Annotated in this window: 24 protein-coding genes; 4 read left to right on the forward strand and 20 right to left on the reverse strand. The window is 59.5% G+C overall.

Annotated features, from left to right (window positions below; translation table 11 throughout):
- Window positions 1-474: 474 nt before the first annotated feature.
- Window positions 475-618: a DUF1127 domain-containing protein gene (locus ASD36_RS30210; protein ID WP_081927849.1), complete on the forward strand. Its 144-nt coding sequence runs from the start codon at window positions 475-477 to the stop codon at window positions 616-618.
- A gap of 145 nt (window positions 619-763) precedes the next feature.
- On the forward strand, window positions 764-2,176 hold the full coding sequence (gene trmFO / locus ASD36_RS16080) for a methylenetetrahydrofolate--tRNA-(uracil(54)-C(5))-methyltransferase (FADH(2)-oxidizing) TrmFO (RefSeq protein ID WP_060505254.1): 1,413 nt from the start codon (window positions 764-766) through the stop codon (window positions 2,174-2,176).
- Here trmFO and ASD36_RS16085 read toward each other — a convergent pair.
- The 5 genes from ASD36_RS16085 to yajC form a co-directional block, all read right to left on the reverse strand.
- Window positions 2,173-2,613 carry a hypothetical protein gene (locus ASD36_RS16085; RefSeq protein WP_060505253.1) on the reverse strand — a complete coding sequence of 147 codons (441 nt, stop codon included), beginning with the start codon at window positions 2,611-2,613 and terminating at the stop codon, window positions 2,173-2,175. The two genes, trmFO and ASD36_RS16085, sit on opposite strands and share 4 nt — an antisense overlap.
- A 121-nt stretch (window positions 2,614-2,734) precedes the next feature.
- Window positions 2,735-3,586 carry a phytoene/squalene synthase family protein gene (locus ASD36_RS16090; RefSeq protein ID WP_244482259.1) on the reverse strand — a complete coding sequence of 284 codons (852 nt, stop codon included), beginning with the start codon at window positions 3,584-3,586 and terminating at the stop codon, window positions 2,735-2,737.
- A 27-nt stretch (window positions 3,587-3,613) separates the two neighbouring features.
- Window positions 3,614-4,000 carry an Mth938-like domain-containing protein gene (locus ASD36_RS16095; protein ID WP_060505251.1) on the reverse strand — a complete coding sequence of 129 codons (387 nt, stop codon included), beginning with the start codon at window positions 3,998-4,000 and terminating at the stop codon, window positions 3,614-3,616.
- Window position 4,001: 1 nt separating this feature from the next.
- Window positions 4,002-6,560: a protein translocase subunit SecDF gene (secDF, locus tag ASD36_RS16100; RefSeq protein WP_060505250.1), complete on the reverse strand. Its 2,559-nt coding sequence runs from the start codon at window positions 6,558-6,560 to the stop codon at window positions 4,002-4,004.
- 59 nt (window positions 6,561-6,619) lie between these two features.
- Complete coding sequence (yajC, locus tag ASD36_RS16105; RefSeq protein ID WP_060505249.1) at window positions 6,620-6,955, reverse strand: preprotein translocase subunit YajC; 336 nt, start codon at window positions 6,953-6,955, stop codon at window positions 6,620-6,622.
- Window positions 6,956-7,197: 242 nt separating this feature from the next.
- On the opposite strand from yajC, the gene ASD36_RS16110 reads away from it, so the two are divergent.
- Complete coding sequence (locus tag ASD36_RS16110; RefSeq protein WP_060505248.1) at window positions 7,198-8,070, forward strand: ATP-binding protein; 873 nt, start codon at window positions 7,198-7,200, stop codon at window positions 8,068-8,070.
- A 55-nt stretch (window positions 8,071-8,125) separates the two neighbouring features.
- On the opposite strand, the gene ASD36_RS16115 is transcribed toward ASD36_RS16110, so the two are convergent.
- The 14 genes from ASD36_RS16115 to ASD36_RS16180 all read right to left on the reverse strand — a co-directional run bounded on the left by ASD36_RS16115 (window position 8,126) and on the right by ASD36_RS16180 (window position 24,539).
- Window positions 8,126-9,658 (reverse strand): LysM peptidoglycan-binding domain-containing M23 family metallopeptidase, encoded by a 1,533-nt coding sequence (locus ASD36_RS16115; protein WP_060505247.1) that lies wholly within the window; start codon window positions 9,656-9,658, stop codon window positions 8,126-8,128.
- 292 nt (window positions 9,659-9,950) lie between these two features.
- The gene (locus ASD36_RS16120) at window positions 9,951-10,607 is read right to left on the reverse strand and encodes a hypothetical protein (protein ID WP_060505246.1); all 657 of its coding nucleotides are present in this window, start codon (window positions 10,605-10,607) and stop codon (window positions 9,951-9,953) included.
- A gap of 294 nt (window positions 10,608-10,901) precedes the next feature.
- Window positions 10,902-11,555 (reverse strand): protein-L-isoaspartate(D-aspartate) O-methyltransferase, encoded by a 654-nt coding sequence (locus ASD36_RS16125; RefSeq protein WP_060505245.1) that lies wholly within the window; start codon window positions 11,553-11,555, stop codon window positions 10,902-10,904.
- Window positions 11,552-12,322: a 5'/3'-nucleotidase SurE gene (gene surE, locus ASD36_RS16130; RefSeq protein ID WP_060511073.1), complete on the reverse strand. Its 771-nt coding sequence runs from the start codon at window positions 12,320-12,322 to the stop codon at window positions 11,552-11,554. The genes ASD36_RS16125 and surE overlap by 4 nt, the downstream gene beginning before the upstream one ends.
- Window positions 12,323-12,347: 25 nt before the next feature.
- Window positions 12,348-13,631 carry a serine--tRNA ligase gene (serS, locus tag ASD36_RS16135; RefSeq protein ID WP_060505243.1) on the reverse strand — a complete coding sequence of 428 codons (1,284 nt, stop codon included), beginning with the start codon at window positions 13,629-13,631 and terminating at the stop codon, window positions 12,348-12,350.
- A 69-nt stretch (window positions 13,632-13,700) separates the two neighbouring features.
- Window positions 13,701-14,519 carry a twin-arginine translocase subunit TatC gene (tatC, locus tag ASD36_RS16140; RefSeq protein ID WP_037101031.1) on the reverse strand — a complete coding sequence of 273 codons (819 nt, stop codon included), beginning with the start codon at window positions 14,517-14,519 and terminating at the stop codon, window positions 13,701-13,703.
- Window positions 14,516-15,139 (reverse strand): Sec-independent protein translocase protein TatB, encoded by a 624-nt coding sequence (gene tatB / locus ASD36_RS16145; protein ID WP_060505242.1) that lies wholly within the window; start codon window positions 15,137-15,139, stop codon window positions 14,516-14,518. The genes tatC and tatB overlap by 4 nt, the downstream gene beginning before the upstream one ends.
- A 72-nt stretch (window positions 15,140-15,211) precedes the next feature.
- Complete coding sequence (locus tag ASD36_RS16150; protein WP_060505241.1) at window positions 15,212-15,418, reverse strand: twin-arginine translocase TatA/TatE family subunit; 207 nt, start codon at window positions 15,416-15,418, stop codon at window positions 15,212-15,214.
- A gap of 233 nt (window positions 15,419-15,651) precedes the next feature.
- Window positions 15,652-16,386 (reverse strand): SMC-Scp complex subunit ScpB, encoded by a 735-nt coding sequence (gene scpB / locus ASD36_RS16155; RefSeq protein ID WP_112834674.1) that lies wholly within the window; start codon window positions 16,384-16,386, stop codon window positions 15,652-15,654.
- Window positions 16,379-17,197 (reverse strand): ScpA family protein, encoded by an 819-nt coding sequence (locus ASD36_RS16160; protein WP_060505239.1) that lies wholly within the window; start codon window positions 17,195-17,197, stop codon window positions 16,379-16,381. Before ASD36_RS16160 ends, scpB begins: the two co-directional genes overlap by 8 nt.
- 81 nt (window positions 17,198-17,278) lie before the next feature.
- Complete coding sequence (gene nagZ, locus ASD36_RS16165; protein WP_112834675.1) at window positions 17,279-18,313, reverse strand: beta-N-acetylhexosaminidase; 1,035 nt, start codon at window positions 18,311-18,313, stop codon at window positions 17,279-17,281.
- Between the two features lie 125 nt (window positions 18,314-18,438).
- Window positions 18,439-21,393 (reverse strand): SPOR domain-containing protein, encoded by a 2,955-nt coding sequence (locus ASD36_RS16170; protein ID WP_060505237.1) that lies wholly within the window; start codon window positions 21,391-21,393, stop codon window positions 18,439-18,441.
- A gap of 62 nt (window positions 21,394-21,455) precedes the next feature.
- Entirely contained in the window at window positions 21,456-23,216 is a 1,761-nt protein-coding gene (gene argS, locus ASD36_RS16175; protein ID WP_060505626.1) for an arginine--tRNA ligase, read from the reverse strand.
- Between the two features lie 105 nt (window positions 23,217-23,321).
- Window positions 23,322-24,539, reverse strand: a complete 1,218-nt coding sequence (locus tag ASD36_RS16180; protein ID WP_060505236.1) for a deoxyguanosinetriphosphate triphosphohydrolase — start codon at window positions 24,537-24,539, stop codon at window positions 23,322-23,324.
- 211 nt (window positions 24,540-24,750) lie between these two features.
- Here ASD36_RS16180 and erpA point away from each other — a divergent pair, with 211 nt between their 5' ends.
- Complete coding sequence (erpA, locus tag ASD36_RS16185; protein ID WP_060505235.1) at window positions 24,751-25,083, forward strand: iron-sulfur cluster insertion protein ErpA; 333 nt, start codon at window positions 24,751-24,753, stop codon at window positions 25,081-25,083.
- 8 nt (window positions 25,084-25,091) lie between these two features.
- Here erpA and ASD36_RS16190 read toward each other — a convergent pair whose 3' ends face one another.
- Window positions 25,092-26,552: a phospholipase D-like domain-containing protein gene (locus ASD36_RS16190; RefSeq protein ID WP_060505625.1), complete on the reverse strand. Its 1,461-nt coding sequence runs from the start codon at window positions 26,550-26,552 to the stop codon at window positions 25,092-25,094.
- Window positions 26,553-26,615 lie beyond the last annotated feature (63 nt).

The raw sequence follows: 26,615 nt of genomic DNA on the forward strand, positions 1-26,615 counted from the left end.
TCCAGCCCGATGCGCAGCCACCAAACGCCCTCCGGCTCAAACCGGCGGGCGTTTTTTTCGTTCAGGTGCCGCTTACAGGCTTTGAATGGACGGACCACTCCGATTACAAATCAACCATAGCTTTCGACGCAGTGCAGCATAACAGCTTCTGCCTATTTTCGTTGCAGCATCGTACTCAGCACGCCTTGGCAGGCAATCAGGGCAGAGACTCGCTCCGCAACACAATTTCGCCACACAAAACACATCCGAAAAACAAACGGTTAAACGGATTCCGGCTTGGCGAACCATGCCGTTAACCTATGGCTTGTTTTTCATCAGGCACCCAAAATGCTCAGCGAAACAGCATCGCATTGCACAAATGCATAGCAGATGCATTTTCTTTGCACTCCATCTTTTCCCGCGAAAGGCGTACAAGGATCTCAACGAAGCAGGCAATCACTGCACTGCTCATTTGTAAGTCTCAAGGAAAAGATCATGAACCCGATTCGTATCGCAAAAAGCTGGATCAACTACCGCCGTACCGTTGCTGAACTTGGCAACCTGTCCAACCACGCCCTGACGGACATCGGCATCACCCGCTTCGACATCCGCAACATCGCTTCGCGTTCCTTCCGTTAATCGGGCCAGTCCGTTGACCGGACCGGGAATGTCGAGGAACTAAAAACGGCACCACACGGTGCCGTTTTTGATTCCGGGCCTTGCATTGATATCAACCGCACGGAACCGGTTTCTTTCCTGGCCGCGTTGCTCTAGTAAATGGCCCATGACAGATACATCTTCGCACTCCCCCATTCACGTTATCGGCGGCGGCCTCGCCGGCTCCGAAGCCGCCTGGCAGATCGCCGCGGCAGGCATCCCGGTCATTCTTCACGAGATGCGCGGCGTCCGCGGCACGGATGCCCACAAGACCGACGGCCTTGCCGAGCTGGTCTGCTCCAACTCGTTCCGCTCCGATGACGCTACCAGCAATGCCGTTGGCGTCCTGCACGCCGAGATGCGGCTTGCCGGTTCGCTGATCATGGCTTGCGCCGACAAGAACCAGGTTCCGGCCGGTGGAGCGCTGGCGGTTGATCGCGATGGTTTCTCCGATGCAGTGACTGCGGCGATCGACGCCCACCCGCTGATCACCGTCGCGCGCGAAGAAATCAGTGGCCTGCCACCGAAGGATTGGGACCTCGCCATTATCGCCACCGGGCCGCTGACGGCACCTTCGCTTGCCAGCGCCATCCAGGCGGAAACCGGCGCCGATGCGCTGGCCTTTTTCGACGCTATCGCCCCCATCATCCATACCGAGAGTATCGACATGGATGTCTGCTGGTTCCAGTCGCGTTACGACAAGGTCGGTCCGGGCGGCACAGGCAAGGACTATATCAACTGCCCGATGGACGAGGCGCAGTACAATGGTTTCGTCGATGCGCTGATCGCCGGTGACAAGACCGGTTTCAAGGAATGGGAAGGCACGCCCTATTTCGACGGCTGCCTGCCGATCGAGGTCATGGCCGAACGCGGCCGCGAAACCCTGCGTCACGGCCCGATGAAGCCGATGGGCCTCACCAACGCCCATAACCCCACCGTCAAGGCCTATGCCGTCGTGCAATTGCGTCAGGACAATGCGCTTGGCACGCTCTACAACATGGTCGGGTTCCAGACCAAGCTGAAATACGGTGCGCAGGCGGAAGTGATCCGCATGATTCCCGGACTGGAAAATGCCGAATTTGCCCGCCTTGGCGGCCTGCACCGCAATACCTACATCAATTCGCCTGTCCTGCTGGATGGATCGTTGACGCTGAAGTCCCGGCCCGGACTGCGATTCGCAGGCCAGATCACCGGCTGCGAAGGCTATGTCGAAAGCGCCAGTATCGGCCTGCTCGCCGGCCGTTTCGCTGCTGCAGAGCGCAAAGGCCAGCCATTGCCGCTACCGCCCGAAACAACGGCCTTCGGTTCGTTGCTCAACCATATCACCGGCGGCCATATCGTTTCGGATGACGAGCCGGGAAAACGCTCGTTTCAGCCGATGAACATCAATTTCGGCCTGTTTCCGCTGCTGGAGCCCGGCGCTATCGTCAAGCCCGAGGGCGTCAAGCGCTTCCGCGGCAAGGACAAGACGGTAATGAAAAAGCAACTGGTGGCGCAGCGGGCGCTCGACGATTGCGCAGCCTGGCTGAAGTCGGTCTAATTCTCCGGAAGGGTAGCACGTTCCGACTGCGGCTTGAAACTGCCCAGCAGCCAGAGGGAAACCTCGGCTGCTATTTCCGGGCTTGCAAACTCATAGACGCCGTCGAGATATGAGAAATCGGTGAAGTGGACCCTCAGGCCACGTCCGCTGCCGGCGTTGCCGACATTCACCTTGCCGGCTTCGATCAGGTGGCAGACGAAATGCGTGCCATGGGCTGCCATAAAACCGGCCTTGCCATCGTGCAGGCGGACGAAATAGGCTTTTTCATCGGCGGTCGCATGAATGGCCCGGATGGCTTCATCGGGAAAAGCGCGGCCAAAATCGAGGATCGCCGTCCCGGTGTCCGGCTCGCGCCTGTCCTTGTCGGCACGAGCCTTCATTCGCATGTAGAAAAGACCTGCGATCAAGATGCAGATGATGACAATCGGCCAACCCATGGCGCCGACTCCCTTTTACACAGTTCCTGATAATAACACGGGAGCGACTCTAAAAGGCGAACCTTGCGCCAATGTGCCCGCACTCGCCAATATTGGCACAGACGAAGGCGCCGTCAGTGTTCTACCATCTGCCGCTGCGCGCGGCCCGCCACATCCACCACTGCCGACGCCACTGCGGCGGTACGATCGAATGCTCAAAGAGTTTCGCGCCTGCCCGCTCGGCGCGATCGAACACCGGTTCTGCCAGTGCCAAGGCGGTAAACGCATAGCGGTTGGCCGGGGAGATGCTCGCGGCAGCCGCACGGGCCTTGGCAAGGTGCTCGCGGCCAAGGCCAGCAAATGCACAGATTGCCAAGCTGACGGACTGTTCGTTCTCGCCCGAAAGGAAGCCATCACGGTCAAGCCCGGTCGCGGCCAAGAGCTCGGCCGGAAAATACACTTGCCCGCGCCGGCGATGCAGCGGCAGCAACAGCAGCAGCCCGGCGATCGCCTGGGCAACGCCGGCATGACCGGCAGCAGACGCCGAGTTCTGCGCCTCTGCGGGATCGAGAATCAGGCTTGCAAGCTGAATGAGTGCCGACGCGGTCTCACCCGCATATCCTTCAAGCGACGCGCGGCTTTCCATCGGATCGTCATAGAGATCGAAGATACGGGCATCGATCATGTTCTGCAGCACCGGCACGGGCAGCTTGTGGCTTTTCACGCAGGCCAGCAGCGCCTCGGCCAGCGGATTGCCCTCGCCGCTTACGCCCGTTGGGTCCTCGAGCACATCACGCCACCATTGCAGCCGGATTTCACCGGGCAAGGGTTCACGCACGAGATCGCGCACCCGGGCAATCTCGGCATGGAACGCATAGAGTGCTGAGAGCGGGCCGCGTTTATCCTGCGGTGACAACAGGCAGGCAAGATAGCGGTCACGGTCGCTGTCGCGCAGTGCAGCAAGGCTGAAATCGTAGGCAGGCTGAAGAGCCACGGCGGTATTTTCTGGCATGGTCATCGTTCAAACGACAATGAAGGCGGCGGCGACGGCGCGTTCTTCGGCAAGCATGATGTTGTAGGTTCGGATGGCAGCACCGGTGCTCATCGGATCGGATGAAATTCCGTGTTCCTTGAACACCGCCCTCAAGGCCGCAGGCAAAGGTCTGATATCCTTGCCGGTGCCGACAAGAAGAACCTCGATGTCAGCGGCCTCTTCCAGAACGCGCTGAAAATAGTCCACCGTCAGCGGATCGCCCTCCACCATGTCCCAGCCGTAGATGCCCGAGGGCAGCATCAGCAGTGAGCCACGATGCGACATTTCCGCGAACCGGAAGCCGCCATTGCCATAACTGTCGATCGGCGCCCGGCCCGGAAAATGAGCCTGACGGATTTCGATGGGTTTTCGCATGCTACTGCGCTCCCTTGACCGGCTGGGCACCAACGCCACCGGCTTTTTCCGCGTCGCCCGGTGTCCCATGCCGCAGCTTGAACAGGATGAGAACCGGACCCGCCACATAGATGGACGAGAACGTACCGACAGCCACGCCGAACAGCATCACGAACGCAAAGGATTGAATCGCCTCGCCACCGAAGACGCACAGCGCCGCCAGCGCAAGCATCGTCGTAGCGCCGGTGAGCACGGTGCGAGACAGGGTCTGATTGATCGATGTATCGATCAGGATCGGCAAGGGCATGCGCGGATATCGCCTGAGGTTTTCGCGGACACGGTCATAGACGACAACCGTATCGTTGAGCGAGTAACCGACGATTGTCAGCAGGGCCGCGATGCTCGTCAGATTGAACTCCATGCCGGTCACGACAAACAGTCCAATAGTCAAAAGCACGTCATGCAGCGTCGCGACGATGGCGCCTGCGGCAAACTGCCATTCAAACCGCACCCAGATGTAGATCAGGATCGCCAGAAGTGATGCCAGGACGCCAATGGTGGCAGCCGTGGTCAGGTCGCCCGAAACAGACGGCCCGACGACTTCGACGCGGCGGAATTCGTATTCCTCCTCAAGCTCGCCCCGGATCATGATCACCGATGTCTGCTCGGCATTTTCGCCGCCATCACGCGAATGGACCCGGACCACCACATCCTGCGCCGAACCGAACGGACTTACCGTGACGTCACCAATATTGAGCTCGTAGAGACGGCCACGAATGTCCTCGAGATCAGCATTACCCTCCCGGGCTTTCAGCTCGATCACCGAGCCACCGGAGAAATCGATGCCGAGATTGATGCCAAGCGTACCAAACAGAAGCATGCTGACGACGGACAGGAGAGCCGTCAGCGAGAAGACATAATTGCGGATCGCCATGAAACGCAAAGCGGCACCATCGAACATGCCGGTGCGGATACCATCCGGCAATGCCGTCGGATTACGCCGGTCGACCCAGATTTCCAGCATGACCCGTGTCAGGGTAAAGGCGGTGAAAAGCGTGGTGACGATACCGATGGCAAGCGTCACGGCAAATCCGCGGACGGAACCCGTCCCCAGGAACAATAGAATGATCGCGGCGATCAATGTCGTGATGTTGGCATCGACAATGGCAGCAAACGCCCGCGAGAAACCATATTGCAGGGCGTCCCGCACCGAGCGGCCCTGCCGCACTTCTTCGCGGATACGCTCGTAGATCAGCACGTTCGAATCGACCGCCATGCCGATCGTCAACACGATCCCGGCAATGCCCGGCAGTGTCAAAGGCAGCCCGGTGGCAGTCAGGACAGCAATGATCATCACGACGTTGAGTGCGACGGCAAGGCTCGCAACCGCGCCGAACAACCCGTAAAAACCGATCATGAAGGCGATCACCAGGACGGCGCCGATTGCACCGGCGGTCATGATAGAATGGATAGAATCGGCGCCGCGTCCCGCCCCGATCGACCGTTCCTCAACGACTGTAAGAGGTGTCGGCAAGGCTCCGGCGCGCAACAGCAGCGCCAGATCGCCGGCTCCTTCCGGGCTCATGTCCGCGGCAAGCTGCACGGTCCCATCCGTAATCGCCTTGCGCACCAGAGGCGTCGCAATCACCGCCCCGTCCAGAACGATGGCAACGGTCGTTCCGGAATTGTCCGTCGTTGCCTGGGCAAACCGAGCGGTTCCTTCCGGTCCCAGCCGAAGGTTGACCACGGGATTACCGGATTGGGCATTGACCGCCGATTGAGCATCGATGATGTCACTGTTGTCGATAATGGGCTGGCGGCGCAGCAGATAACCGATCGGTGGATCGTCTGCCGAATAGAGAATTTCCGAATTGACCGGCGGCTGGCCGTTGACCGCGTCTTCAACCGGCATCGACATATCGATGCTGCGAAATGACAACATTCCGGCCTGACCAAGGATGTATTTAATCTGTTCGGGATCATAGCGCCCGGGTATCTGGACGATGATCCTGTCCGCACCCTGTTTGCGGATCTTCGGCTGCAGAGAACCGAGTTCTGTCAGGCGCCGGTGTAAAACAGTGATCGCGCTGTCGAGTGTGGCGGAAATCCTGTGGTTGATGCCGTCATCGGTGACAGCGACAGACAAGGCGCCATCGGGGGAATTGCCGACGGTGACTTCGCTGAAATCTTTCTTCGTCAGGCCAGTGGCTTTGACCAGATCGGTCAGGGGCTTCAATGCCGCCCGTGCAACATCGGCCTGAGCGGCATCGCGAAGACGAAGCTGGATCGCCTGCCCGGTTCCAGACAGTCCGGAATAACCGATGCCGGCAGCGCGAAGGCGCGTGCCGACATCGTTGATAACAGTTTCAAGCCGCGCCTTGACGACATCTTCCCGCTCGATCTTCAGAGTGATCTGCGATCCACCCTGGAGATCGAGGCCCAGCATCATCTGCTTCTTGGGAAGCCAGTCCGGTAGTGTGGCCAAGGTCGCGGTCGGAACCGCGTTCGGCACGGCGACCAGGATGCTGAACAGCACGACGAGCCAGACGATGATGGTTTTCCAGCGGGAAAAATACGGCATGAAGCTCTCAAAGACACGTCGTTACAAGGTGGCCAGTGTGCCCCGGCCTCCCTGCAAGCTTATTCCTTGACAGGTTCGCCCTTCACACGGACTTCGGATACACCACTGCGTACCACACGAATCTTCACACCGTCAGCAATTTCGACTTCGAGTTCGTTGTCATCAACGACCTTCGTCACCTTGCCGACAATTCCGCCACCGGTAACAATCTGATCGCCGCGGCGGATGTTCTTCAGCAGTTCCTCGCGGCGCTTCATGTTGGCGCGCTGCGGACGGATGATCAGGAAGTACATCACGACGAAGATCAGCAGGAACGGCAGGATCGACATGAGAATATCAGCGCCGCCGGCGCTTGCGCCGGGTGCCGTCTGGGCGAATGCCTCGGTAATGAACATCAATCACTCCTTGAATGCGGTTTGGCGGACAGATGCCCGCGTTTCGGATCGCCGGACTATAGGAAAGGTTGATTTCAATGCAACATCAGACCAACCGGCTTCTGCCTTCAGCCTCATACATGAAATCGGCCCAAGGAGAAGCTCTTTCTACTGGATTTCACGCCTTTTACCGTTAGATCAGCCATGCTACCGGACAGCTTGGCCCCACAGCCAAAACCACAGCCATCATCGGGGAAACTCTCATGCAGGACACAAAAATCGACCTTCTGATCGCCGAAATGCGCAAGCTATCGGAGGCAATCGAGCGGATCGCCGGTCCAGCCCCTGCCGTGAACGACTGGGATTCTGCGGAATGCTTCGTCTGGGCGCCTCAACGGCTGCACCTTCAGCCGGTGACCAAGCCAAACCGGGTGGAACTCAAGCTGATCCAGAGCGTCGATCATGTCCGCGATATTCTGTTCGATAACACGCTGAGATTTGCGCAAGGCTTTCCGGCCAACAACGTATTGCTCTGGGGCGCACGCGGCATGGGCAAATCCTCATTGGTCAAGGCGGTGCATGCCAGCGTCGCTGCCGATGCAGGTATCCGCCTGAAGCTGGTCGAGGTGCATCGCGAAGATATCGCCACGTTGCCAACCCTGATGGAAATCCTCAAGACCGCCCCTGTCCCGGTCATCGTCTTTTGCGACGACCTGTCCTTCGATCATGACGACACATCCTACAAGTCGCTGAAAGCGGTCCTTGACGGCGGCATCGAAGGCCGGCCTGCAAACGTGCTGCTGTATGCGACATCCAACCGCCGGCACCTGTTGCCGCGCCATATGATGGAAAATGAGCAATCGACGGCGATCAACCCATCCGAGGCAGTCGAAGAAAAGGTCTCGCTGTCTGATCGCTTCGGGCTCTGGCTCGGGTTCTACAAGTGTAGCCAGGACGACTATCTGGCGATGATCGATGGCTATGCCGCGCATTTCGGGTTGGAGACCGACCCGGCAAAACTTCACGCCGATGCACTGGAATGGAGCACGACGCGCGGCGCCCGCTCCGGCCGCGTCGCCTGGCAGTTCATTCAGGATCTGGCCGGCCGCTCGCAGAAAAAGATCGATCTGGTCTAAACGCAGAAAAGCCCCGGAAGGGGCTTTTCTTTTGATGATTGGCGGCAGCTTCAGACTATTCCAGGAAAGTGGCCGGATTGACCGCGCTGGCGTTCTTGCGAACCTCGAAGTGCACCTGCGGCTGCGTTGCCGTGCCGCTCATGCCGGACGCTGCAAGCGTCTGGCCGCGCTGGATCTTCTGGCCGCGCTGAACCTTCAGTTCCGACGCATTGCCGTAGACCGTGACAGTGCCATCGTCATGGCGAACCAGGACCGCATTGCCAAGCTCCTTCAGGCTGCTGCCGGAATAGATGACCACGCCATTTTCTGCGGCCTTGATCGGCGTACCCTCGGGAACCGAGATGTTGATGCCGTCGTTGCGGTTGCCTTCGACGTTGGCGCCATATCCGGCAATGACTGCGCCACGAACCGGCCAGCGGTACTTGGCGATCCCTGTTGCCTTCGGCGAGGCCTCGGTCGTGTCCTCTTTCGAAGCGACTTCCGTTACCGACTGCTTGGCCACCGGCGCCGTATATTCGGCCGGCTTTGTGCTGTCGGCCTTGGCAACCTTGGTGTCGGCCTTCTTCGGAACCGAGGCGGTGACGACTTGATCTGCAGCCGAGGCATTGCCGCCCGGGATCTTCAGCGTCTGACCGATGCGGATTGCAGCACTGGTCAGGCCGTTTTCCTTGCGCAGCGCATCGACCGATACGCCGTTTGCCTTGGCGATCCGGTTGATGGAATCACCCGCCTTGACAGTGTACGTGCCGCCCTGACCGTTGCCGTCGCCGGAAACCGGCTGCTTGCCGGCGGCCATATCGGTGCGATTGACACCCTTTTCGCGGGACTGCGATTGACCGGGCAGGATTGCCACATCGCGGCTGTCCGGCTGGATCGGGATATTCTTCTGCTTATCGACATCAAGGCTCGCCGCGGCGTCCGATGCCGATGCCTTGGCAGCGCTGCTGGCTACACCGAAGGTCGGGATCAGAATGCGCTGACCCGGCTCCGCCTGCGATGAAGACGTCAGACCGTTCGCCTTGAGAATTTCCTTTTCCGGCACGCCGAACCGCTTCGAGAGCGTTGCGACGGTATCGCCCTGACGAAGCAGAACGGCAGGAGCGTTCGCCGTTGACCAGCCGCCCTTGGATGTCGTCGCCGTCGAGATCGGATCGGCATTAAGCTTCTGCTCGGCCTTCGCCAGGTTGCGAGCCGCTGGCATGGGCTGTGCCAGCGATGTATCACGCACCTTCGTAGTCGAGTCCGCCAGCGCGACACGCTGAACATTGATCGGCGTCGAAGCTTCCCGGGCGCGCGAAATCGGCGTCGATGCGGTATTAACCGGATCAGGGAAAGGCTGACTGACCGCTTCCTGGCGATTGACCTGCCCTACCGGGGCAGCCGCTAGGCTACCACTCTGCACATCGCTGCGCGGAATGGGAACATTGCTGCTGGAGATTGAGTTGGTCGTTAGATTGTCGGACTTCGAAAAAAGCCCGCCAAAGCGGCTTGCATCGGAGCTACATCCTGTCGCTACGCTTGCCAGCAATATTGCTGCAAGCAGGCGGACAGCGGACTTTCCCACACTCGACGAAACTCTAATACGCATGACACTTTACCCACTTGGAACACAACTCGGTGTAAAATGATTAAAACGCATTAGAGTTACCGCACGGTTAAAACCGATATTAGCTTCCACTTTTTTTGATGAATTGATAACCATGATCGCAGACCGCCGTCCCGCGTGCCCGCGATTGACCTAGCGTATCCCGGCAAACGGCACCCGCCGGGACGGCGCGAAGCGCTTCAAATACGGGCACGCCTGCAGGCCGCCTCGGCGATCATCAGAGCAGCGGTTTGTGGCTTTTACCCGGCAGCTTCAATTGACTACGGCCGAAAGCTCAAAAACTTTCCCTGTAGAATTTTTCGATCTCGGAGAGGCCGCTGCGTGTCTGTGACACGTCCTCATAGCTGATCGTACCGGTATCCCAGCCGAACATATCACCGGTGATCATACCGCCGGTATCCTGCGCAGCGGTCAATTCCGACTGCACCTTGTCAGCATCGAGCAGAACACTGACAAGCGTCTGAAACCCCGATCCACCGTCCATACCGCTCTCGTCGCTATAGGCGACAGAACGCGCACCGGCGATGGCCGCATCGCGCGTGCCGAAATAGCGCAAGCTGTTCTGGTCTTCCGGGCGGAGGTTGTCGTAATACTCGATGAAGGCGCGATAGTAGGCCTTGTGGTCGCCAGTCTCGCTATATTTGCCAAATGCCTGGTATTCGCGGGCAGCCAGCTGCGGCGAAAGCTTGTTGCTCCATTCATCTCTGGTCAGCGCCGGGTATTTTTCCTGAACGCGCTTTGTACGGCCCAGAAACAGCAGCGCCTCCGCAGACAGCGAAACACGCGAGGAAGGGTCGTAGCCTCCGGTCAGCGACACGGATGTGCCGGAATCCTCCCGATTGCCGGAGGCACCCTGCGCTGCCGCACGGCCGGCAAGATTGTTCATCCCATCTCCGGCTGTCGCCGAGGCCAATCTGTTCGCGATCTGCATCTGCCGCTCCTTGCGTTTCTACGCCTGGAATAGAACTGACAAACACGCATCACTTCAGGGGTCAGCTCAGGTCTATGACTTTTGTGCGCAGAATTCGGTTAGGCCCCGAAACTTGCGCGAAACTGACCGCCGTTAACGAGAGGTTAACGCCCTGTTTTTCCATGGAATATACGAATAGAGAAAGCAGGCTGAAAACGATGCGCCGAACTGCAGCAACAGTCGAGGGAATCAATTCACGGAAGGGGTGCTTTTAGTCTTTGGGACAAACACGCGGCTGAAGGTCTGCCTGGACAATCAGAGAAATGAAGCGACTTGCGGGACGAACGGCAGATAGGGCGCCTCGAACAGATCCTCCCGGTCAAAGCGGCTACCGGTGCGCGTCAGCCGGACGATGCGGCATTCGGTTTCGCTCATCATGATCGGCACGATGAGGACGCCGCCCGACACGAGGTGATCGGAAAAGACCCGCGGCAGGCTGGAGAATGCGGTCGTCACCAGGATTCGGTCAAAGGTCCCCTCACCCGTCGGTCCGATGCTGCCATCCGCGTGGCGGACGATCACATTGCGGATACCGGCCTTTTCAAGATTTCGCTGGGCGCTGGTCGCAAGCGTCTTGTAACGCTCGATCGTCAGCACCCGCTCGGCCATCCGCCCCATCACGCCAGCCGTAAACCCGCTGCCGGTACCGACCTCAAGCACGCGTTGGCCCGCCTTGACATTCAGGCAGTGCAAAAGCCGCACGGCGAAATCGAAGCCTTCCATGAAGGCGCCGCAATCCAGCGGAACGAGCCGCGAGGAATAGGCATTCTCCTGATACTGCGGTGGGGTAAAGATCGACCGTGGCGTCTGCTCGACGGCGTTGAGCAGCTCCTTGTTGGAGATGCCTTCGGCCCGTAAACGCAGCACCAATGCGGCAAACCCTTCCTGCTCGATAACGCGCGGGCTCAATCGGCCTCTCCATCAAGAAGCGCGCGGGCGACCCGGTCCTGTACCGCGTAGTCGGTCAGATCGAGCTTCAATGGCGTCACGGAAATCTTGTGCTCGCGGATCGCATGGATATCGGTACCTGCCCTGAAGTCGCCGAAGCGCTCGCCGAAACGAAGCCAATAGTAAGGATGACCGCGTCCATCGGAGCGCTCATCGATCGACAGGCCGAAATCAAGCTTGCCCTGACAGGTCACTTCGGTGCCGGTCACCGCATCGGCCGAACAGTTCGGGAAATTCAGGTTGAGAAACGTCCCGTCCGGCAGATCAAGATTCATCAGCTTCCTCAGAAGCTTGGGCGCGTGGGTTTCCACAACATCCCAGGGAACGATACCGCCATCTGCGTGGCGAAAGGCCTGGCTGAGGGCAAATGAACGGATGCCCTGCAGCGTTCCTTCGATGGCTCCGGCAATCGTGCCGGAATAGGTGACGTCGTCGGCCATGTTGGCGCCGACATTGACACCCGACAGGATGAGATCCGGCTTGACGTCCAGAACCTTGCGCACGCCCATGATGACGCAATCGGTCGGCGTCCCGCGCAGCGCGAAATGCTTTTCCGAAATCTGCCGCAGACGCAGGGGCTCTGACAAGGTCAGAGAATGCGCAAGGCCGCTCTGGTCCGTTTCCGGCGCCACCACCCAGACATCGTCGGAAAGCGTCCGGGCGATCCGTTCGAGCACGGCAAGGCCTTCGGCATGGATGCCATCGTCATTTGTCAGCAGAATTCGCATCTTAACCCCTGCCGCCAGACGCGGCTCAACCGGCCTTTTCGATCTTCGTGAGGCCGCCCATGTAGGGCAACAATACGTCCGGGATGGTTACCGATCCGTCTTCATTCAGATAGTTTTCGATGACGGCGATCAAAGCGCGGCCGACAGCGGTACCGGAACCGTTCAGGGTGTGAACGAACCTCAGGGCCTTGTCGTCCTTCGTCCGGTAGCGGGTGTTCATCCGCCGGGCCTGAAAATCGCCGCAGACCGAGCAGGACGAGATTTCGCGATAGGCGTCCTGCCCCGGCAGCCACACTTCCAGATCGTAAGTCTTGCGGGCACCAAAGCCCATGTCGCCGGTGCACAGCGTCATGACCCGATAGTGCAGGCCGAGGCGCTTCAGCACTTCCTCGGCGCAGCCCGTCATGCGCTCATGTTCATTAATCGAATTGTCGGCATCGGTAATCGACACGAGTTCGACCTTGTTGAACTGATGCTGGCGCAGCATGCCGCGGGTATCGCGGCCAGCGGAACCTGCCTCGGAACGGAAGCACGGCGTCAGCGCCGTAAAGCGCAGCGGCAGGGCATCGGCCTCAAGGATCTGTTCGCGCACCATATTGGTCAACGGCACTTCTGCCGTCGGGATCAGCCAGCGGCCATCCGTGGTCTTGAAAAGATCCTCGGAAAACTTCGGCAGCTGCCCCGTTCCATACATGGCCTCGTCGCGGGTCATCAGCGGCGGCTGGACCTCAAGATAGCCGTGTTCGCCGGTATGCAGGTCGAGCATGAACTGGCCAAGCGCCCGCTCAAGGCGCGCCAGCTGGCCCTTGACGATGGTGAAGCGCGAACCGGCGATCCTGGCAGCGCCTTCGAAATCGAGCCAACCGAGTTCTTCACCGATTTCGAAATGTTCTTTCGGCTGGTGATTCCAGCCGGGCTTCTGGCCATGGCTGTGCTTGACCACATTGCCGTGCTCATCGCTCCCGACCGGAACATCGTCGAGCGGAATATTCGGAATGCTGGACAAGGCCTCGATGAGGGCGGCGTCCGTCAGCCGGTTTTCCTCTTCCAACGCCGGCATCGTGGTCTTCAACTCGGCCACTTCCGCCTTCAGCTTATCGGCAAGCTCGCTGTTCTTCTGCGCCATCGCGGCGCCGATTTCCTTGGATGCGGCATTGCGGCGCGACTGCATGTCCTGCAGCGACTGAACGAGAGAGCGGCGCTTTTCATCGAGCGAAATCAGTGCAGCCGACAGGGGCTCGGCGCCGCGCTTTGCAAGGGCGGCGTCCAGGGCTTCGGCATTATCCCTAATCCATTTGATATCAAGCATGGTCGTTCAGGTCCTGATCGGTCTTGGTAAAAACTGAGACCCGAACGCATTGGCTGATACACAAGCGTATCAGCCGGCGTTTTCCTCCGCCTCGGCAACCTCGCGCGCAGCTGCGTCGCGCGCCCGTTGCCGTTCGATGAGTCGGGCCGTGTAGATGGAAATCTCGTAGAGAAGGATGGCGGGCAGAGCAAGGCCGATCTGGGACACCGGATCCGGCGGCGTCAGGATGGCGGCGGCGATGAACGCAATGACGATCGCATATTTCCGCTTTTCCTTCAGGCCATCCGCCGTGACAAAACCCACGCGCGCAAGCAGCGTGGTGATGACTGGCAACTGGAACACCAAGCCGAACGCGAAGATCAGCGACATGATCAGGCTCAGATATTCAGACACCTTTGGCAGAAGCTGGATCGACACCTGTCCGTTGCTGCCATCCTGCTGCATAGCCAGGAAGAACCACATGACCATCGGCGTGAAGAAGAAATAAACGAGGCAACCACCGAGAATGAAGAGAATGGGCGATGCAATCAAAAACGGCAGGAAAGCCGCGCGCTCGTTCTTGTAAAGCCCGGGCGCGACGAATTTGTAGACCTGCGAGGCAATCACCGGAAACGCGATCACCAGCGCGCTGAACATCGCCACCTTGATCTGGGTGAAGAAAAATTCCTGCGGCGCGGTGTAGATCAGCTCAACCGAACCATGATTGAGACCAGCCCAATCCACCGCCCACTTGAAGGGCTGGACAAGAATGTTGAAGATACCCTTGGCAAAATAGAAGCAGACGAGGAAGGCCACGAAGAACGCACCGACGGCCCACATCAGGCGGGCGCGCAGTTCGATCAGGTGCGCCATCAGCGGCTGGGGCTTGTCTTCGATATCGCCGCTCATGCGTCACCTTTTTTCTTCGTCGTCTTGGCTGCTGACTTGCTGGCGGCCGGCTTGACATCGGCCGAAACAGCAACCTTCGCCTTTTTCGCCGGTGTCTTTACAGCGGACACAACAGCGGGCTCAGGGGCTACCGTCTTCGGCTTGGCAACACGTTTCGGCTTGGGCTTTTCAGCCTCGGCGGCACGATCCATCTGCTTGGCAGCCGATGCGATTGCAGCAGCGGCAACAGGATCAGCCTTTGGCTGCTCCTGCGGAACTGCGGCCTCGGCTGAAACGGAAGCGGGTGGCGGGATATCCGCCTTTGGCGCGGGGTCAACCGCCGTCGCCTTCTGCAGATCGGCCTTGATATCATTGCCCATCTGCCTGAGCGGGTTCATCGCCTCGCGGATGGTGTTGGCCGGGTTGAGTTTTTGAGCGTCGCTCAGCGTCTTTCGCACGTCGTCGAGGTCGGCTTCCTTCAGCGCTTCGTCGAATTGTTGGCGGAAATCGTTCGCCATGCCGCGCATCTTCGTCATCATCTTGCCGAAGGTTCGCAGCATCGGCGGCAGATCCTTCGGACCAACCACAATGATCAGAACGATGGCAATAACGACAAGCTCGGTCCAGCCGACATCAAGCATTCTCAGGAACTCCACAAAACCGAAGGCGGCAGGGCCTGCCCGGACGGGTCAGGCCCTGAACAATATGCATGATTAGCGGACTTCGTCGGATTTGTGTTCGACCGTCTTGCCATCGACGGTCTTGTCGGCCGATGCCGTCTCGTCGTCGGTCATGCCCTTCTTGAAGCTCTTGATGCCCTTGGCAACGTCGCCCATCAGTTCCGGGATCTTGCCACGGCCGAACAGCAGCAGAACGACGACCAGAACGATCAGCCAATGCCAGATACTAAAGGAACCCATATTCTTACTCCCTTGAAGCCTGTAACCCCGATTTAAGATGCTCAACCATCTTTTTCAAACAGCAATCCATTTCGCTGGTTAGCGGAAAGGCGTCCGTCGCGCAATCCTTACACCGAGACTGCGGCGGAGATACAGCCAACTGTATGAATCGCCGAACTTTCCAGCGTATTCTGGCCACGAAGTCACGAGGACGTGACCAGAAAAGCAGTAAGGGGCGAGACGAAAGCGCCGCTCTACTCGCCATCCCCGCCGGATGGCGGCAGAAGGCCGAGTTCTTCGAGATCGAGTTGCGTGATCGGATCCTCGTCCTCGCCAAACCCATCGTCACCGAGCGGCACAGGGATCTGGAAATTTGCCGGGATGCGTCCGGACAGCAACCCTGCCCCCTTCAACTCCTCAAGGCCTGGGAGATCGCGTAGTTCCTCCAGCCCGAAGTGATCGAGAAAGTCCCGCGTACTGCCGAATGTCACCGGCCTGCCCGGCGTGCGGCGGCGGCCGCGAAAGCGGATCCAGCCCGCTTCCATCAGCACATCCAGCGTCCCCTTGGACGTCTGCACGCCGCGAATATCCTCGATCTCGGCTCGCGTCACTGGCTGATGATAGGCAATGATCGCCAGAACTTCGAGGGCAGCGCGCGACAGCTTGCGCACCTCGTTTTCATCGGTCTGCACGACGAACGAAAGGTCGGCGGCCGTGCGGAACGCCCAGTGATCGGCGACCTGCAACAGGTTGACGCCACGGCCGGCATAAATGGATTTCAGCCGCATCATGATGCGCCGAACGTCCGCTCCCTGCGGCAGGCGTGCGGCGATATAGCCCTCCGAGACCGGTTGGGCAGAGGCAAACACCAGCGCTTCAGCGATGCGCTCGACTTCCAGCTCAGTGCGCGGATCAATCAAGGGAATGGTTGTCTCTGCGCCGTCCTCTTCCTCGATCATCCCCGGCAGACGCTCTTGCGGCTCAATCACGCCCCGCCTCCATGGCCGCTAGCCCTTCGGGCGTGAGCGGATTTGGTCCCTGGCGGAGATAGATCGGCGCAAAGGCACCATCCTGGCGGATTTCGAGGCGCCCTTCACGCACCATTTCCAACGAGGCGGCAAAAGAACTGGCAATTGCCGTGGCGCGTTCCTTCGGGCTCGTCATGTAGCGCAGCAGAAAATGATCCAACGCTGTCCAGTCGACCATATCGCCAATCAGCCGCGCCAGCACGAGCCGCGCATCGGCAAGCGACCAGACCTGCCGCTTCTCGATCGTCACCTGCATCACCGCCTCACGCTGGCGCAGCGACGCATAGGCATGGAGCAGATCGTAAAGCGAAGCCTCGAACGCCGATTTCTTTTCGACCGGAATATGTTCCGGCGCACCACGGGCAAACACGTCGCGGCCGAGCCGGTTGCGGTTGATCAGGCGGGTGGCTGCCTCGCGCATGGCTTCAAGCCGCTTGAGGCGGAACGCCAGCGCCGACGCCATCTCCTCGCCTGATGGGCCTTCGTCCTTGGCCTGCTGGGGAATCAACAGACGAGACTTGAGGAACGCCAGCCAGGCGGCCATCACCAGGTAATCAGCCGCCAGTTCAAGCCGGATGCTGCGGGCACGCTCGATGAAGGCGATATATTGCTCGGCAAGCGCCAACACGGAAATACGCGAGAGATCAACGCGCTGATTGCGGGCAAGATGCAGCAAAAGATCGAGCGGACCTTCAAACCCGGCGATATCGACGACCAGCTCTTCCTCGTGCAGGCCGCGATCGGAGGGGTCATCCTGCCACAGAGAATCCATCGGCGCCCGTGTCGCCGGTTTCTTCTGCGTGTCGCCGGCGTTACTCACGATTGCCCTGCCCCTGAAATCAGCTCATGCCTCCTACGCTATAGCCAGCATGCCGTTAAATTCTTCCCGCAGCGCTGCTTCGTCCGAGGCGTCGGGCTTAGCAAAGCCAGCCTCGACAGCCTGCACACGGCGCAGCCTGTCTCCGGAAATGACCGGCACGACCCGCGCGACCTGATGCATTTCATCCATGATGCCATGGCAATGCAACACCAGATCGAGCCCGGCAGCAATAATCCCGCGCGCCCGCGCCTCGATATCGCCGGCCAACGCATTCATCGAGACATCGTCCGACATCAACAGACCATCAAAACCGATATGGCCGCGGATGACATCCCGCACCACCTTCGCCGAGGTCGTTGCCGGATTATCCGGATCGATGGCAGTGAAGACGATATGGGCCGACATGCCCATCAGTTCGTCCTTCATGGCAACGAACGGCAGAAAGTCGCTGTTGGCCAGTTCATCGAAGGAAACGTCGACCACGGGCAGCTTATGATGCGAATCGACAAAGGCCCGGCCATGGCCCGGCATATGCTTCATCACAGGCAGCATGCCGCCGGCCTTGAGGCCAGCCGACGCAGCGGCGCCGATTTCGGCAACGGCGCGCGGATCGTAGCCGTAAGCGCGATTGCCAATGACGTCACTGCTGCCTTCGATAGGCACATCCAGTACCGGCAGGCAATCAATGGTGATACCGAACCGCATCAGGTCAAATGCATGCAGCCGCGACATCAGCCATGCGGCGCGCAGACCCTGTTCACGATCACGACGATAGATTTCGCCGATGGCCGCACCATTCGGATACTGCGCCACGATCGGCGGGCGAATGCGCTGGACGCGGCCACCCTCCTGGTCGATCAGCACCGGCGCATCGGGATTGCCGATGCTGTCGCGCAAGGACGCCGTCAGATCAGCAATCTGGTTGGCTTCGCCAATATTGCGTCCAAACAAAATGAAGCCCCACGGACGCTCGTCCGCGAAAAAGGCTTTTTCGTCCGGGGTGATGGTCAGGCCTTTGCAGCCCGAAATGAATGCTTTTGATTCGGTCATGCCGTATGATAGCCGCAGCCCTTGGCAAGACGAAAGCCGGTTTCTCGTCTTGTCTCAGCATTCGCAACGCTTGCGGCCAGCCTCGGACATGAAAAAGGCGCGACCAGTGGCCGCGCCTTTTGTGGGCTGGTCATTCGACCAGATTATCGTGTCACGAGGCAGCTGCCGCCAGCGCTCTTGTACTGTGCGCACATCGCGTTGGCGGCGTCGCGGGAGCCTGCCGGAATACGAACCCGGTAATAGGTGCCCTTGCCTGCGATTTCGGCCTTCTTGATATCGACACCCTTGCCGCCAATCACGCTGCCGAACTTGCCGGAGAGCGTCTTGTAGGACGTCTGGGCTTCGGCTTCGGACGGCAGCGAGGCGATCTGGATCACATAGGTACCAGGCGCAATCGAGGCTGTTTCGACCGGCTTTCCTTCGGCAGCAGGCTGCGTTGCAGCGATATCGTTCTTGAAGGTATCGACAACCTTCTGCTCTGCGGCCGGACGCGTCTGCGGTAGCGGGTTCGCATCGGCTACATCCGTCGTCTTGACGGGGCGGACCGGCGCGGTTTCATTAACCGTTACGTCTGCGGCCTCAGCAAGTGCGCTCTTCTGTCCCTGCTCGGCAAGCTGTTCGACAACAGGCTGCGACTTCGGCGTCGAAGCGGTCTCGATCGGCTTGGTCAAGGTTGTCGTCTTGACGACATTGACCTGCGGTTCGCCATTGTTGGCAGCAACATTTGTCTGCGGCTCGGCCACCGGCTCCTCGCGGGCTACCAACGTCCCGTCAGGCTTGACGATCATCGTGCGAACCTTGCGCGGCGATACAGCAGGCGACTGTTCTGCGTCAGCTGTGGCATTGTCCGCCGTCTGTCCATCCGGCAGAAGCCGGGCGCTGCCATCGTCGTCCACCGGCATCACGCCGGGAAGGTCATCATCAGTGCCTTCATTTGGCAGATTTTCCGGTGTCAACGTCCGCTGAACCACATCAATCGGTTCTTCGGTGGAGGAAACCAGGGTCCCCTGCTGAGGCGTCGTGTCCTGCGCACCGGCAACACGGTCATAAACGGCCTTGTCCTGGTTCGGAACGGTCTTGCCGCCCTTCTCCACCGGCACCATCTTCACCGGCGACTTGTCCGCCAGAATGATTTTCGGCTCGCCGCCGGACAGCGAGGAACCCGTACCGCCCATGAAGGCATAGACGCCAACGCCGCCAAAGATCGCCAGACCGGCAACGGTTGCGGCCAGCAGCGCCAGACGGCGGCGGCCCGAACCGCGGCGCTCGTCGTCATAATCGTTGTTGGCGGCATAACCGGAACCAACGGCCAAACGGTCGGAGGACGGATCATTGTCCTGCGGCTGGCTCAGCGACCGGCGGAAGTCCTCTTCCATCGCCTTCTCGAACTCGTCGAAATCCTCTTCGACGCGAACATTCGACGATTGAACAGGTGCTGCAGCTTGCGTCGCATTGGCACTGCGGTCGACACTCTGTGCGGTGCGGCCCGGAGCGGCAAAAAGCTGAGCCATTTCAGCATCGATATCAAGATCGTAATCCGGGTGATGAACAGCCGGGCGCTCCTGCTCGACAACAGGCAATTGGGGAACGTTAAGGTCGGCAATCGCCGTCAGGCTCTCTTCCGTTTCCGAAATCATCGCCGGATCAAAAGCCAAAGCGCTTTCCGGCTCCTCGCGAACTTCTTCCACAGCCTCCGGAATGTAGGCCGCAGGCGCTACCGGGGTGAAAGCGGCGACGACTGGTGCGGCTGCAACAGGTTCGGCGGCGGTAAAGGGGATCTCCTGTGCCGCCGGCTCAAAAGCCGGAGCATCGGCATCCAAATTGATATCGATATCGGAAAGATCCAGCTCGAACGTATCGAGATCGAAATCAGGCTCGGCGTTGACGGCCGGCTTCAGGGCTGCAGCGGCCTCGATCACCACCGGTTCGGCGGCGGCTTCTGCCGGTTGATAGGCAGCCTCAGCGACAGCGACGGCCACTGGTGCGGCCACCACGGCTGCCGCCAGCGGCGTTGCATAGGCTTTCTGGGACGACACGCCGCCGTTCGTGGCGACGGGCGTCGCACGGCTGAACGTCGGTGTAAACGGGTAGTTGACTTTGCGCGCAACCTCCACCGGAGACGCAACCTCCGCCTTGGGCGGCACGGGAAAACGCTCGATGTCGGCCAGAAGGGCATCAATGCCGTGGGTATCCGCAGGCGAAATAACGATATTGCCGGATGTCGGCGCCGGTGTATCCCGCCATTCCGGCAGCTCGGCCTGCATCAAAGCTTCAGGATCGGCAACAGGCTGCGCGGCTTCGGGTGGGGAATAGTCCACAGCTTCGAACGCAACCGGGCTCTCGAACACAGGCGCAGCAACAATTGGCTCGGCAACACTTGCGAAACCCGCTGCGGAAAAGTCCTGTTCCGGCTCGAAGTGAGGCGCCTGACGGATATCTGCCTGCTGCGCTTCGTCGTAGCTGATCGACAGCTCCAGCTCACGCTCCAGGTCCGCACCGTCAAAAGCCGGCTCGCTCCATTGCTCGACGGCCCAACCATTATCGATTTCGGGGGCAATGTCGGCTTCCGGGGCGACCGCCTCCGGTTCCTGTGACCAGGATTGCGCCACGGAATGCTCAGGCACCATCGCCTCGAAGGCAATGTCCTGCTCGAAAACCGGCTGCTCGACAGCAATCGGCTCGATGCTTTCGGCCGGCGCGACCACATCGACAACGGGCGCAGCGACCTCTACGGCCTGATATTCGACGGCAGGCTGCTCAGCGGGCTGCGAAAGAGCAGCATGATACTCTTCATCGAAAGGCGCGAAGGAAACAGGCTCTTCGATATTAACCGGCTCGGCAACATGAACAACTGGAGCAGCCTGTGGCGCATCGTAGACATCGAACTCGCGCAGGAGTTCGTCTTCGAGATCGAGAACCGGCTCAGGAAGCACAGATTCCCTATTTACCATCTCACGATGCCGCTCGAGTTCCTGCAGCTGTTGAACTGCAGGCCGATTGTCATAGCCGACGATGCGGGCGAGTTCTGCCAATGGATCATCGTCCGCCAAAACGTTGAAATCCGCAGCCCCGCTTCGTGCCAATTGTTTCTCTGCCATCCGCTCCACTCACAACTACTAGCCAGTCATTGCCAGTGCATTGTGGGTAAATGGTGACAATACTATCGCATCTCGTTTGGTGCAGCGGTACCTGTAATAGACAGGCCCGATTTCAACACCGAGGCGACAGCACGCACCAGCCCAAGTCTGGCAATGGTCAATTCTCCATTTTTATCGTTAACAAAACGTAATTCCGGAGACTCTTTACCTTTATTCCAGTGCGCGTGGAAGGCGCTGGCAAGATCATAGAGGTAAAATGCGATCCGATGAGGCTCCTGGGACAGTGCGGCTGCCTCGATAATACGCGGATATTCTGCCAGCTTGGCAACCAGTTGCAGCTCGTTCGAATCAGAGATGTTGCCTTTGATAGCGCCGGCGAGATCGGCGGCCGCGAAATCAACGTCCGGAAACGCCTCTGCCGCCTGACGGAAAACCGACATGCAGCGCGCGTGAGCATATTGCACGTAGAAGACCGGGTTATCCTTCGACTGTTCTGTGACCTTGGCAAAGTCGAAATCGAGCGGCTCTGAACTCTTGCGATAGATCATCATGAACCGCACCGAATCGCGGCCAACCTCTTCGACGACATCCCGCAGCGTGACGAAATCGCCCGACCGCTTCGACATTTTCACCGGCTCACCGTCGCGATAAAGCTTAACCAGCTGACAAAGCAACACGGTCAGCTTCGACGCGCCGCCGGACACCGCCCGCGCCACGGCTTCCAACCGCTTGACGTAGCCGCCGTGATCGGCACCGAGAACATAGATCATCTCGTTAAAGCCGCGATCGAACTTGTCCTTGAAATAGGCAACGTCGGCGGCGAAGTAAGTATAGGTCCCATCCGACTTGATCAGTGGCCGATCGATATCGTCGCCAACCTCGGTCGAGCGGAACAGCGTCTGCTCGCGATCTTCCCAGTCTTCCGGCAACTGCCCCTTCGGCGGCGGCAACGTGCCCTTGTAGACATGGCCCTTGAAGGTCAGATCGTTGATGGCGTTGCGAATGCGTGTTGCGCCGTCCGCATGCAGCGTGCGCTCGGAGAAGAACACGTCATGATGAACGTTGAGTGCTGCCAAATCCTCGCGGATCATCACCATCATTGCGGCGATGGTGCGCTCCTTGACGAGCGGCATCCATTTGTCTTCCGGCATGATCCGCAGGCTCGATCCGAACTCGGCAACCAGTGCCTCGCCGACCGGCACAAGATAATCGCCGGGATAGAGCCCTGCCGGGATTTCCCCGATCTTTTCGCCCAGAGCTTCGCGGTAGCGCAGGAAAGCCGAGCGGGCGAGCGTGTCGATCTGCGAGCCCGCGTCGTTGATGTAATATTCCTTGGTGACCTCATAGCCGGCGAACTCAAGCAAGTTGGCAAGCGTGTCGCCGACGACGGCGCCACGGCAATGGCCGACATGCATCGGGCCGGTGGGGTTGGCCGAGACATATTCGACATTGACCTTGCGGCCGGCCCCGACGGCACTCCTGCCATAGTCGGTGCCTTCGCCGATCATTGCGGTCAGCAGCTTCTGCCAGTACGCGATCGAAAGCTTGACGTTGATGAAGCCCGGGCCTGCGACGGAAACGTCAGCAACTTCCGGGTCTTCCTTGAGCTTGGCGACAATCTGGTCGGCCAGTGCACGCGGGTTGGTACCGAGCGGCTTGGCCAGTACCATCGCGGCGTTGGTCGCGACATCGCCATGGCTCGCATCACGCGGCGATTCCACGCTGATTCGGCTGAAATCAAGCTCTGATCGGTTTTCACGCACGATATCAAGCGCTTCCAGCACGTTTTTAATTCTTGATCCGAAGTCAGTGAAGAGATTCATGGCACCCATCCGCTCAGCTCCGCCCAAAGGCGCGAGACCGCGTTCCTATCGTTCACATCAACGGCAACCCGATATGCTCGATGCTGCCGCCAACCGGCGCGGTGACTACCGCAAATCAGGGGTATGGTCAAACAAACGCCTGTGCACGGAGATTGCATAGGTATCCGTCATCCCGGCCAGATAGTCGCCGACATGGCGCGCCTTGGCCGGTTCTGCCATGCCGGGGATCTGGTCAATCCAGTAGTGTTTCAGCATCTCGCGCGGATCGGCCATGAAGGCCTTGTAAAGATCGGTGACGATCAGGGCAGCATCCTTGCGCACCCGCATCACGTCCGGATGCCGGTAGATCCGCGTCATCAGCATCTTCTTGATCTGCTTGTCCGTCTCGGCCATGGCCTTTGAGAAGGTCGCAATCACCCTACCCGCGTTGCGCACATCAGGAGCACTCTGCGGCCGGATGTCTTTCAGATTATCCTGCGCAACGGTGATCACGTCCTCAACCATGGCGGTGATTTGCCGGCGCATGATTTCATGGGTGAAGCGGCTGGCTTCCAGCCCCGGGTAGCGATCGCCGACCTCACGCATCAACCCGGCGAGGAACGGTATTTCCTCCAGCATCTCGAACTTGAGATAGCCGGAGCGCAACCCGTCATCAATATCATGCGTGTTATAGGCGATATCGTCGGCAATCGCCGCCACCTGCGCTTCGAGGCTTGCAAAACTTGCCAGTTCCAGATCGTGCAGCGCGCAATAGTCGCGAATGGGCTGAGGCACCGGACCGCGCGTGCCCTCGCCGTTGGCAGCCACAAGTGGCCCATTGTGCTTGACCAGCCCTTCGAGGCTCTCCCATGTCAGATTGAGACCATCGAACTCGGCATAGCGGCGCTCGAGTTTGGTGACGATCCGCAGCGACTGGGCATTGTGATCGAAACCACCATAGGGCGCGAGCATCTCGTGCAACGCGTCTTCGCCGGTATGACCGAACGGCGTGTGTCCAAAATCGTGGACGAGCGCCACGCCCTCGGCCAGATCCTCGTCCAGTTTCAACGCCCGCGCCAGCGCCCGGGCGATCTGGGCAACTTCGATCGTGTGGGTCAGCCGGGTGCGATAATGATCGCCATCGGCGGCAATGAAGACCTGGGTCTTGTGCTTCAGACGGCGGAAGGCCGTGGTGTGAACGATGCGGTCGCGGTCGCGCTGGAAATCGGAACGCGTCGGGCTGCCTGTTTCGGGATAAAGCCTCCCGCGGCTGGCCCACGGATCCGAGGCGAAAATCGCGCGTTCACCGGCACCAAAACCAAGCGCATGTCTGTCCAATGTCATTTCCCGTTCAGCATCCCATTGACGCGGTATTAAAGCCTTCATACCTATAGTGGGCGCTGCAGGAAAGCACCGAGTGGACATCGCTTTTGGCGATGAACGAAATCAAGGGCTTGCCGCGCGAATTGATCCTTCCCGTCCGTCGGCACGACTTGGGCAACGGGTGACGTAAACAGCGAATCTCTCCGGTTCTTGACCCCGGCAGGAGGTAGATATGACAATAGAAACCGTAACTCTCTCGGACTCGGCGGCAAAACGCATTGCCGTGATCCTGAAATCGGATGCCGAGAAAAAGGCCATGCGCGTTTCCGTAGAAGGCGGCGGATGTTCGGGCTTTTCCTATAAGTTCGATCTGGTCGGCGATGCCGATGACGACGATCTCGTTCTGGAAAAAGGCGAGGCCAAAGTTCTGATCGACAGCCTGTCACTGGTTTATATGAGCGGGTCCGAAATCGATTTCGTCGATAATCTGCTCGGCCAGTCGTTTCAGATCAAGAATCCGAATGCCGTCGCAAGCTGCGGATGTGGCACAAGTTTCTCGGTCTGACAGCGGCCCTAAAGATAGGGCGATCCCAACCAGAATATCTTGTTGAGCAAGCGCGTCGTAAACGGCGTGGCGCGCAGATCAGCCAGTGTCACGGGCTGGGCGGTGCTCAACACGCCCTGTAGTCTGTGGCCTACGGCGCTGGCAAAGCCGGCGTCCAGCACCTCCAGATCGATCTCGAAATTGAGCCGCAGAGAGCGCGGATCGAGATTGGAAGAGCCGGCATAGGCCCAGCGATCGTCGACCGTCATCAGCTTGGAGTGATTGAACGCACCTGTGGCGCGCCAGATGCGGCACCCGCCCTTCAGTGTCTGGTCGAACTGCGCCGTCATCGCCCGATCCACCAGCACCAGGTTGTTGACGGCAGGCACGATGATATCGACCTCAACCCCACGCATCGCTGCCGTCACCAATGCGCTGATCAGCTCCCGGTCAGGCAGAAAATAGGGTGACATGATGCGGATGTTGCGTCTGGCGACGGAAAAGGCCCCCATCATCATCTTGTGGTTGGATTCGTTGGCGCGGTCCGGCCCGGAGGGCACGGCCCGCATCAGCATGGTGGGCTTCTGCTGAGAGGGCGCAACAGAGATTTTCCATGCCGGCCCATCCAGCGCCTCGCGGCTCGAGAACCGCCAGTCTTCGGATGCTACCTGAAAAAGATCGGCAACGACGGGACCAGTGACGCGAAAATGCGTGTCACGTGCCTGTCCTTCGCCGGCAAACTCGCCCGTAAAACCAGAGCGGATGTTCATGCCGCCGGTGAAGGCGACGGAGCCATCAACAATGAGAATCTTCCGGTGAGTGCGCAGGTTGGCATAGGGCAGCCGCAGCCCCATGATGATGTTGCCATTGAAAACCTTGGCGGTAACGCCGCCTTGCTGCAGGTAACCAACGATGCTTGGCACCGAATAGCGCGCTCCAACGGCATCGATGAGCACCCGTACAGCAACGCCGCGCCTGGCAGCGGCGATCAAGGCGTCGGCGAACCGCAACCCGATTGGATCGCGATCGAAAATATAGGTTTCGAGAAGCACAGAGCGCGTTGCACCGCCGATCTGCTCCAGCATCATCGCATAGGCAGCATCGCCGCCCTCCAGCATCGTGATGCCGTTTCCGCCACACATGCGATGCCGGCTGACACGATCCCCCAGCAACTTCATTGCACCGAATCGCTGCCCGAACCGCTCTGCGATGACCGTGCTGGAAACATCGAACTTGCCCATGGCATCCGGTCCGCGCTCGCGGAACAGTGATCGCTGCTGCCCGATCGACGAGCGGCGGATGCGATTGATGCCGGCAATCCCGTAGATCAGCGCTCCGACGATGGGCGACAACAGGATCACGCCAACCCAACCAAGGGCCGAGCGAACCTCGTCCTTGGTCATCGTCGCGTGAATGGCGGCAGGAACGCCAAGGATGATGGAAAGCGTCGCCAGAATATGCGGCCAGTAGGTTATCAGCAGATCGATCATGCGCAGAACTATAACGGGCCGGAACCAGGAAGCAATTCGGCCGCCATCCACACGTCTTTTACC

This window comes from Rhizobium sp. Root1334 (genome assembly GCF_001426665.1).
Taxonomy (GTDB): domain Bacteria; phylum Pseudomonadota; class Alphaproteobacteria; order Rhizobiales; family Rhizobiaceae; genus Pararhizobium.